Source organism: Micromonospora sp. NPDC005367, from assembly GCF_040606825.1.
In the GTDB taxonomy this organism is placed as follows: domain Bacteria; phylum Actinomycetota; class Actinomycetes; order Mycobacteriales; family Micromonosporaceae; genus Micromonospora.
Genome location: NZ_JBEXFP010000039.1, coordinates 57645 through 65591, shown reverse-complemented (window position 1 = coordinate 65591; position 7947 = coordinate 57645). Strand labels below are relative to the sequence as shown.

Here is a 7947-nt window from a genome sequence, read left to right as displayed (position 1 = left end):
GCGGGGGCCGCGCCCCCCCCCGATCGGTTCCCCGGCCCCCGTCGGCGCCGACCGCCGGGGCAGTCACCACCGGTCAGGGCAGCTGGCCCGGCCGGTCGACGATCGCGACCCGGAGCCGCGCGGCCGCCGCGTGCAGCGACTCCTTGCCGCCGCGCACCACCGACCCCCGGTAACCGAGGTAGACGTGGGTCTCCCGGTCGAAGATGAGATCGTGGTTGCCGCCGATCACGCCGGGCATCCGGATCGCCACCCCGTGCCGGCCCGCGGCGTCCACCACGTCGTCCGAGATGACGACCGCACCGGGCTCCCGCGCCAGCAGCTCGAAGATCGCCGCCAGCGCTCGCGGCGGCACGTAGCCGTCGAGCATCGACCGCGCCGTCGTGTACGCCATGCTCTCGCTGCCGTACACGGCCTCCTCGTCGGCCGCTTCCGGCAGGTGCAGGTCGACCGGGTGCTCCCGCAGGTATCGGAGCAGCTCGTCGGGGTCGGTCGGCAGATCGCCGTGGTACGCGGGCGACGGAAGCTCGTCGAGTTCCTTGGTGGGATCCGTGGGATCGCGCGGGCGCAGCACCCTCAACTCGCCCCACCCGTTCGGCTCGTTCTCCGGCCGGTACCGTGCCTGCACGTGCGCGAGCCCCCCGGCCGACTCCCATCTCTGCACCCGATTGGTGCGATACGGGCCGCTGTCCGGCAGGTCCCGGATCGTCGCCAGCTCCTCGGTGAAGACGTACTGCTCGGGGCGGGCGGTGAGTTCGGGCTGTTGCCGGGCGGCGTCGGCCGCCAGCCGGAAGATCTCCGCCGCGCTGGCCGTGGGCGGCGGCCGCTCACCCACCCCCATCGTCTGGACCGCCAGAGCGCCGGCGGTCAGCGCGACCGCCAGCCCCAACGCGCCGGCGAGGCGCCAACCGCGTAGGAACCGCGTGCGGTGTCCGACCCGACGAGCCGCCGGAACCGTCTCGCCCCGCCGGACGACATGCGCCTTCAGATCCGCGAGGAGCTGCTCCTCGAAACCGTGCGGCGCCTCTTCTGTCCTGGTCATGACGTCATCTCCGTTCATGCGAGCGTGGTGGCCGGGCGGGCGAGCACGGCCCGGACGAGGCGACGGGCCCGATGCAGCCGGACCCGGGCGGCGACCGGCGACAATCCGAGCACGGTCGCCGCCTCCGCCACGGTGAGGCCGTCCACGGCGACGAGTTCGACCAGCGCCCGGGTCTCCTCGGGCAGCTCGCTCAGCGCCCGATGGGTGCGGCGGGCCGCCGACTCGGCGTCGATCCGCTCCTCGATACGGGCGAGGTCGTCGGCGTCCAGGTCGCGTCGTCCGGCCATGCGGCCGGTCACCCGCAGCCGTCGGGCCGCCCGGCGCCGCTCGTCGGCGACGACGTTGCGGGCCACCCCGAACAGCCAGCCGATCTGGCTGCCCCGGTCCGGCCGGTAGCCGCCCGCCGACTCGATCACCGCGAGGAACACGTCGGCGGTCAGGTCGGCGGCGAGGTGCGGGTCGTCCACCCGCCGCGCCACGAATCGGCCGACCTCCGCCACGTGCCGGCGGTAAAAGGCCTCGAAGGCCACTGGATCGACTGCGATGCGGGAGACGTCACCCTCCGCTGGGTCAGGGTCATGCACAGGCCGTCCTCTCTGGTAGCCGTTACACCTCTTCTTCGTACGGCGGAGCACGGCTGTTACCGGATCCGGCGCGACAACCCGACGAACGACGGATGATGGCACGCCGTGCCGCCGTCGCCGGTTGCTCCCGCACACCCGGCGGGCCACCGATCAAGTCGGCGTCGGGTCGCGTCTTTCCGGTTCAACTCCCCGCACCCGGGTAGCAGTGCGGGGAGACCTCCCGGAGGGAACCGGACATGAAGGCACTGACCTGGCAGGGCAGACGGGACGTACGGGTGGAGGAGGTGCCCGACCCGCGGATCGAGGAGCCGACCGACGCGATCGTCCGGATCACGTCGACCGCGATCTGCGGCTCGGACCTGCACCTCTACGAGGTGCTCGGGCCGTACCTGAAGCCGGGCGACGTGCTCGGGCACGAACCGATGGGCATCGTCGAGGAGGTCGGCGACGGCGTGACCCGGCTCAAACCGGGCGACCGGGTGGTGGTGCCCTTCAACATCGCCTGCGGCACCTGCTGGATGTGCCGGCGCCAGCTGTACGCGCAGTGCGAGACCACCCAGGTCCGCTCCGAGGGCAAGGGCGCCGCACTGTTCGGCTACACCTGCCTCTACGGCTCGGTGCCCGGCGGCCAGGCCGAGTACCTGCGGGTGCCGCACGCCGAGTTCGGCCCGATCACCGTCCCCGAGACCGGCCCGGACGAACGCTGGCTCTACCTCTCCGACATCCTGCCGACCGCCTGGCAGGCGGTGAAGTACGCCGACACGCCGCCCGGTGGAACGCTCGCCGTCTTCGGGCTCGGCCCGGTCGGGCAGTTCTGCGCCCGGATCGGCCGGCACCTCGGCGCCGGCCGGGTGATCGGCCTCGACCTGGTGCCGGAACGGCTGGAGCTGGCCCGCCGGCACGGCGTGGAGGTGCTCGACGTACGCGACATCGACGACGTGCCGGGCACGCTGATCGACCTGGTGGACGGGCGCGGCCCGGACGCGGTGATAGACGCGGTCGGCATGGAGGCACACGGCTCCTCTACCGGCAAGCTCGCCCAGGCCGCCGCCGGTCTGCTCCCCGACCGGCTGGCCCAGGCGATGACCGACCGGGTGGGCGTGGACCGGCTCAGCGTGCTGCACGCCGCGCTGAAGTCCGTCCGTCGCGGCGGCACCGTCTCGCTCTCCGGCGTCTACGGCGGCGAACTGGACCCGATGCCGCTGATGGAGATGTTCGACCGGGGCGTGCAGCTGCGGATGGGCCAGTGCCACGTACGCCGCTGGGTCGACGAGATCATGCCGCTGCTCAGCGGTGACGACGATCCGCTCGGCGTGACGGACCTGCGTACCCACCGGATGCCGTTGCAGCGGGCCCCGGAGGCGTACGGGCTGTTCCAGTCCAAGCGGGACGGCTGCGTGAAGGTCGTGCTCGAACCGTGAGCCGGGTCGTGGTGGCCGTCGGCGCCAGCAGCGGGATCGGCCGGGCGGCCGCCCGGGAGTTCGCCCGGCGCGGCGACCGGCTGGTGCTCGCCGCCCGCGCCCCGCAGACCCTCGAAGAGGTACGCGCGGAGTGCGCCGCCGAGGGCGCGGAGGTGCTCGTCGTGCCGACCGACATAACCGCGCCCGGCGCTCTGGAGGCGCTCGCGGCCGCGGCCGTCGACCGGTTCGGCCGCATCGACGTCTGGACGCACACCGCGGCGGTCACCGCGTACGGGCGCTTCGAGCTGCTGCCGGGACGGATCTTCGACCAGGTGATCCGGACCGACCTGCTGGCGGCCGCGGAGGCGGCCCGGGTGGCGCTGCGGCACTTCCGGTCCACCGGTTCGGGCACGTTGATCCTCACCGGGTCGGTGCTGGGGCACATCACCGCGCCGTACATGAGCTGCTATGTGGCCGCGAAGTGGGGGCTGACCGGCCTGGTCCGCTCGCTCCAGCAGGAGGTGCGCGACGCCCCCGCCATCCACGTCTGCCTGGTCAGCCCCGGCAGTGTGGACACCCCCATCTACCAGCGGGCAGCGAACCACCTCGGCCTGGTGGGCCGGCCACCGCCGCCGATCGCCACGCCGGAGCGAACCGCCCGGGCCATCGTCGAGTGCGTCGAACGACCCCGCCGGGAGGTGTCGGTCGGCCGGCTCAACCCGTTGATGCGGGTCGGCTTCACCTGCCTGCCCGGCCTGTACGACGTACTGGTGGGGCCGCTGATGCGGCGGCTCGGCCTGGCCAACGAACCGGTGGCCGCGCACGACGGGGTGGTCTTCGCCCCGGATCCGGGCAGCGAGACGGTACGCGGCGGCTGGCTGCCCGGCCTCGGTCACGTCCTGCGCACCGCCACCACGCTGCCCGCGACGATAGGTGCGCGCGTCCTGCGACGGGCGCGGTGAGCGGTAGCCGGGATCACGCTCGTCGATCGATTCGCCTAGTGTGGTGGGCCGGGGATCACTCCGGTGCACCACGACGGGAGAGACGATTGACTATCAGGGTTAACCGCAGGACCGCGCTCGGGCTCGGCACGGTGGCCACCGCCGGCACGGTACTGGGCACGGCCGGGCCGGCGTCCGCCACGAGCGGCGACCCGGAGCCGGGCCGCACCGCGGAGGCCGCCGGCTCCCCGGAGCGGGTCGCCGCCCGGGTGGCGGAGGCGTACGAACGGGAGACGGCGCGGGCCGGCGGCAACTGGCAGGCGTACATCAGCGTGGCCGGCGCCGCCGGCGGCGCGCCGGTGGTGGCCGTGGCGGACGCTCCCGACCAGCGGCTCGAGGCGTACAGCGTCAACAAGATCGCGGTGGCCACAGCGGTGCTCGACAAGGTGGACCGGGGCCTGCTCGCACTGGACCAGCGGCTGGAGGTGACCGCCGAGATCGTGGTGCCGGGCGGAGACGGAATCTTCAGCCTCGACAACGCCTACCCCAGTTCGGTCACCCTCGGGCACGCCCTCACGGCCCTGCTGACCGTCTCCGACGACACCGCCGTCCGGCTCTGCGGTCTGGTCTGCCCCGCCGCCGAGTTGAACAGCATCCTGGTCGCCAAGGGCTTCCCGAACACCCAGGTCGAACCGGTGGCCAACCCGAACCGGTTCTTCCTCGGCACCAGCACCCCGCGGGAGACCCACGACCTGCTGCGCGCGCACGTGGCCGGCACGGTGATCTCGCCGTCGTCCACGGCTTTCCTGTTCAACGTGTTGCGCTCCCCCATCGCCTTCACCGACGGGATCCGGCGCGTCATGTCCTCGCAGGAGCGGGCCCGCGTCGCCACCAAGGCGGGCTGGTTCGGCACCGCACGGCACGAGGCGGGCGTCATCTTCGACCCGGCCGGTGCCGCGGTGCTGACGTACGCGCTGTTCGCCGACGGCCAGGCCGACGCCGACGACTTCGGCGCCACCCACCCCGCCGTGCAGGCCCGCGCCCGGCTCGGCCGGATCCTGATGAACGCCACCGCCCGCCTCAGCGGCTCGGGCCGGCGGCACAGCCCGAGCCCCCGGCGGCCGAGCAACGGCGGTTGACCGCAGCCGACCGGCGTCGCGCCACCGGACGTTCCCCGGTTCCGGTGGCGTGGCGGCGCCAGGTGACTGTTTCAGGTGAGCTCGGACGCACCCGATGACTACCGTGTAGTGCGGAGGCGCCGGAAGGAGCGGGCATGCGCGGCGGGGCGCAACGAAAGGAACTCGATCGCTTCCTCAGCCGGCGGCTGGGCCGGCTGGCCGGCGTGGCGGCGCTGGCCGGGCTCGCCTGGACGGCCTGGGACGTGCCGCTGTCGCTGGGCGGTCGGCTGACCGGCGCGCGGGCCGAGCGGGCGGCGCGGTCCCCGCAGTTCCGCGACGGCGCCTTCCGCAACCCGTCGGAGGCCCGCTCGACGGCCGCCGAGCCGGCGCGCAACCTGATCTGGGAGTTCCTCTTCGGCAAGCAGAAGCGCCGGCCGAGCGCCGCCGTGCCGCTGCTGCGACCGGCCGCCCCGCCCAACCCGCAGGCGGGGCGGGAACTCAACGTGATCTGGTACGGCCACGCCTCCGCGCTGATCGAGATCGAGGGCCGACGGGTGCTGCTCGATCCGGTCTGGAGCGAGCGCTGCTCTCCGTCGACGGTGATCGGCCCGCGTCGGCTGCACGAGCCGCCGGTACGTCTCGACGAACTTCCCGCGCTGGACGCGATCCTGATCTCCCACGACCACTACGACCACCTCGACCTGCCCACCGTACGGGGGCTGCTGGCCGGCCAGGACGCGCCGTTCCTGGTGCCGCTCGGGGTCGGCGCGCACCTCGACCGGTGGGGGGTGCCGGCGGAGCGGATCGTCGAACTGGACTGGTCGGAGAGCCACCGGGTGGGCGATCTGACGCTCACCGCCACCGCCGCCCAACACTTCTCCGGGCGGGGGCTGCGCCGCGACGGCACGCTCTGGAGCTCGTGGGTGATCGCCGGTGCGCAGCGTAGGGTCTTCTACACCGGCGACTCCGGCTACTTCGCCGGCTACGCCGCCATCGGCGCCGAGCACGGCCCCTTCGACGTCACGCTGATGCAGATCGGCGCGTACGACCAGGGTTGGCCGAACATCCACATGTACCCGGAGGAGGCGGTGGAGGCCCACCTCGACCTGCGTGGCGGCCTGTTCATCCCGGTGCACTGGGCCACGTTCAACCTCGCCCTGCACGACTGGGCCGAGCCGGTGGACCGGCTCTGGTCGGAGGCGAAGGCCCGCGACATCCGGCTGGCGGTGCCCCGCCCGGGTGAGCGGGTGGTGGTGGACGACCCGCCGCCGGTCGACGGCTGGTGGCAGGCGGTCGCCTGATCAGAGCACGAACGCGTCGGTCCAGAGCGCTCCGGACCGGCCGGAGAGCGCGTCCAGCATCGCCACCGCCTGACCGTCGGTGAGTTGCGCGACGAAGTCGATGATCGCCCGGCCGCGGGCCCGGCCGATCCGGTCGTGGGTTCGCGGGTGCAGCTCCGCCTCGGCCAGCTCCACGAGATCGTGCAGCCGCCGCGGCAGGCGGGACTCCTCCTCCGGGTCGAGCAACCACTCCCACAGCGCCTCCACGAGGGTGCCCAGCAGCCGGGCCTGCCCGCGCTGGTGCAGGGCCAGGTCGGGGCGGGCCAGCACGAACCGGTGGTGGACGAACTTGAGCACCTGCACCTCGTGCCACTGCGCGCAGTCGAGCAACACGTACCCGGAGCGCACCGACGGCTGGTCGGTCACGATGATCGCCTCGACGAACCGGGTCGACCAGCGGGCGGAGAAGCGGGCCACGTACTGCTCGGCCTCGATCGAGCCGTCGAACGGCATGGCCAGCAGTCCGTCCACCAGCTCCTCCCGGACGTGCTCGACCGCCGCGGCGAAGGCGTCGTCGTCGGTCACCCAGGCGTCCTTGCGGTGCAGCTGCCGGCGCAGCCGCTCGATCGCCGCACCGGGGCGGCGGGCCGCCGCGGCCAACGCCGCGTCGGTGATCGCCCGCAGGTGCCCGGCCTCCCGCTGCCAGGCCATCAGCTCGGCGGAGACCGCCCCCTGCTGGAGCACGCCGACGCGGTAGAAGTCCTCGACGTCGTGGATGGCGTACGCGATGTCGTCGGCGGTGTCCATCACGGATGCCTCGACGGTCTGCTGCCAGTCCGGGATCCTGCCCACGAACGGTTCCCGGGCCTGCCGCAGGTCGTCGATCTCGGTCCGGTACGCGCCGAACTTCGCCGAGCCGCTGTCCGGATCGTCCGGCGGCGGGGTGGCCCCGCGTGGCGGCGGGTCCATCAGCCGTGGGTGCGGATCCGGGTGGTCGAGCCGGGTCCACGGGTACTTCAGCATCGCGGCCCGCACGGCCGCGGTGAGGTCGAGCCCGGTGGTGGCCGCGCCGCGGATCTCGGTGCTGGTGACGATCCGGTACGACTGGGCGTTGCCCTCGAATCCGTCGGCCAGGCCAAGGCGGTGCCGCGCCAGCCGGTCGAGCACCCGCTCCCCCAGGTGCCCGAACGGCGGGTGGCCGAGGTCGTGGGCGAGGGCGGCGGCCTCCACCACGTCCGGGTCGCAGCCGCCGAGCTTGTCGAGCAGGTCCCGGCGGCGCTCGTCGGCGGTGAGCCGCTCGGCGATCGCCCGGGCGACCTGCGCGACCTTGAGGCTGTGGGTGAGCCGGTTGTGCACCAGCAACCCGGAGCCGACCGGGCTGATCACCTGAGTGACTCCGCCGAGCCGGGCGAAGAACGGCGAGCCCACGATCCGGTCCCGGTCGGCCCGGAACGGGCTGGTGGCGAGGTCCCCGAGGGCCCGGGCGCTGCCGCCGAAGAGCCGCCGGACACGCGGCTCAACAGGTGGTTCCATGATCGCCACGCTATCCCGGCAGAATGCTGGGCGGAAACCACTCGCGAAGGCG

General features: G+C 73.4%; 7 protein-coding genes. 4 read left to right on the top strand and 3 right to left on the bottom strand.

Going from position 1 to position 7947, the window contains the following annotated elements; all coding sequences use genetic code 11:
- Positions 1-73: 73 nt before the first annotated feature.
- Together ABZS42_RS23825 and ABZS42_RS23820 are read right to left on the bottom strand one after the other, a co-directional pair.
- Positions 74-1039 carry a CU044_5270 family protein gene (locus tag ABZS42_RS23825; RefSeq protein WP_355148715.1) on the bottom strand — a complete coding sequence of 322 codons (966 nt, stop codon included), beginning with the start codon at positions 1037-1039 and terminating at the stop codon, positions 74-76.
- Positions 1040-1053: 14 nt separating this feature from the next.
- Complete coding sequence (locus tag ABZS42_RS23820; RefSeq protein WP_355148713.1) at positions 1054-1623, bottom strand: sigma-70 family RNA polymerase sigma factor; 570 nt, start codon at positions 1621-1623, stop codon at positions 1054-1056.
- Positions 1624-1859: 236 nt separating this feature from the next.
- On the opposite strand from ABZS42_RS23820, the gene ABZS42_RS23815 reads away from it, so the two are divergent.
- From ABZS42_RS23815 to ABZS42_RS23800, 4 genes are all read left to right on the top strand, one after another.
- A complete protein-coding gene (locus tag ABZS42_RS23815; RefSeq protein ID WP_355148711.1) occupies positions 1860-3044 on the top strand; it encodes a zinc-dependent alcohol dehydrogenase in 1185 nt (394 codons plus the stop codon).
- Positions 3041-3985 carry an SDR family NAD(P)-dependent oxidoreductase gene (locus ABZS42_RS23810; protein ID WP_355148709.1) on the top strand — a complete coding sequence of 315 codons (945 nt, stop codon included), beginning with the start codon at positions 3041-3043 and terminating at the stop codon, positions 3983-3985. Before ABZS42_RS23815 ends, ABZS42_RS23810 begins: the two co-directional genes overlap by 4 nt.
- Positions 3986-4071: 86 nt before the next feature.
- The gene (locus ABZS42_RS23805; protein ID WP_355148707.1) at positions 4072-5103 is read left to right on the top strand and encodes a serine hydrolase; all 1032 of its coding nucleotides are present in this window, start codon (positions 4072-4074) and stop codon (positions 5101-5103) included.
- Positions 5104-5237: 134 nt separating this feature from the next.
- Positions 5238-6383: an MBL fold metallo-hydrolase gene (locus ABZS42_RS23800; protein ID WP_355148705.1), complete on the top strand. Its 1146-nt coding sequence runs from the start codon at positions 5238-5240 to the stop codon at positions 6381-6383.
- Here ABZS42_RS23800 and dgt read toward each other — a convergent pair whose 3' ends face one another.
- On the bottom strand, positions 6384-7895 hold the full coding sequence (dgt, locus tag ABZS42_RS23795; protein ID WP_355148703.1) for a dGTP triphosphohydrolase: 1512 nt from the start codon (positions 7893-7895) through the stop codon (positions 6384-6386).
- Between the last annotated feature and the right edge of the window lie 52 nt (positions 7896-7947).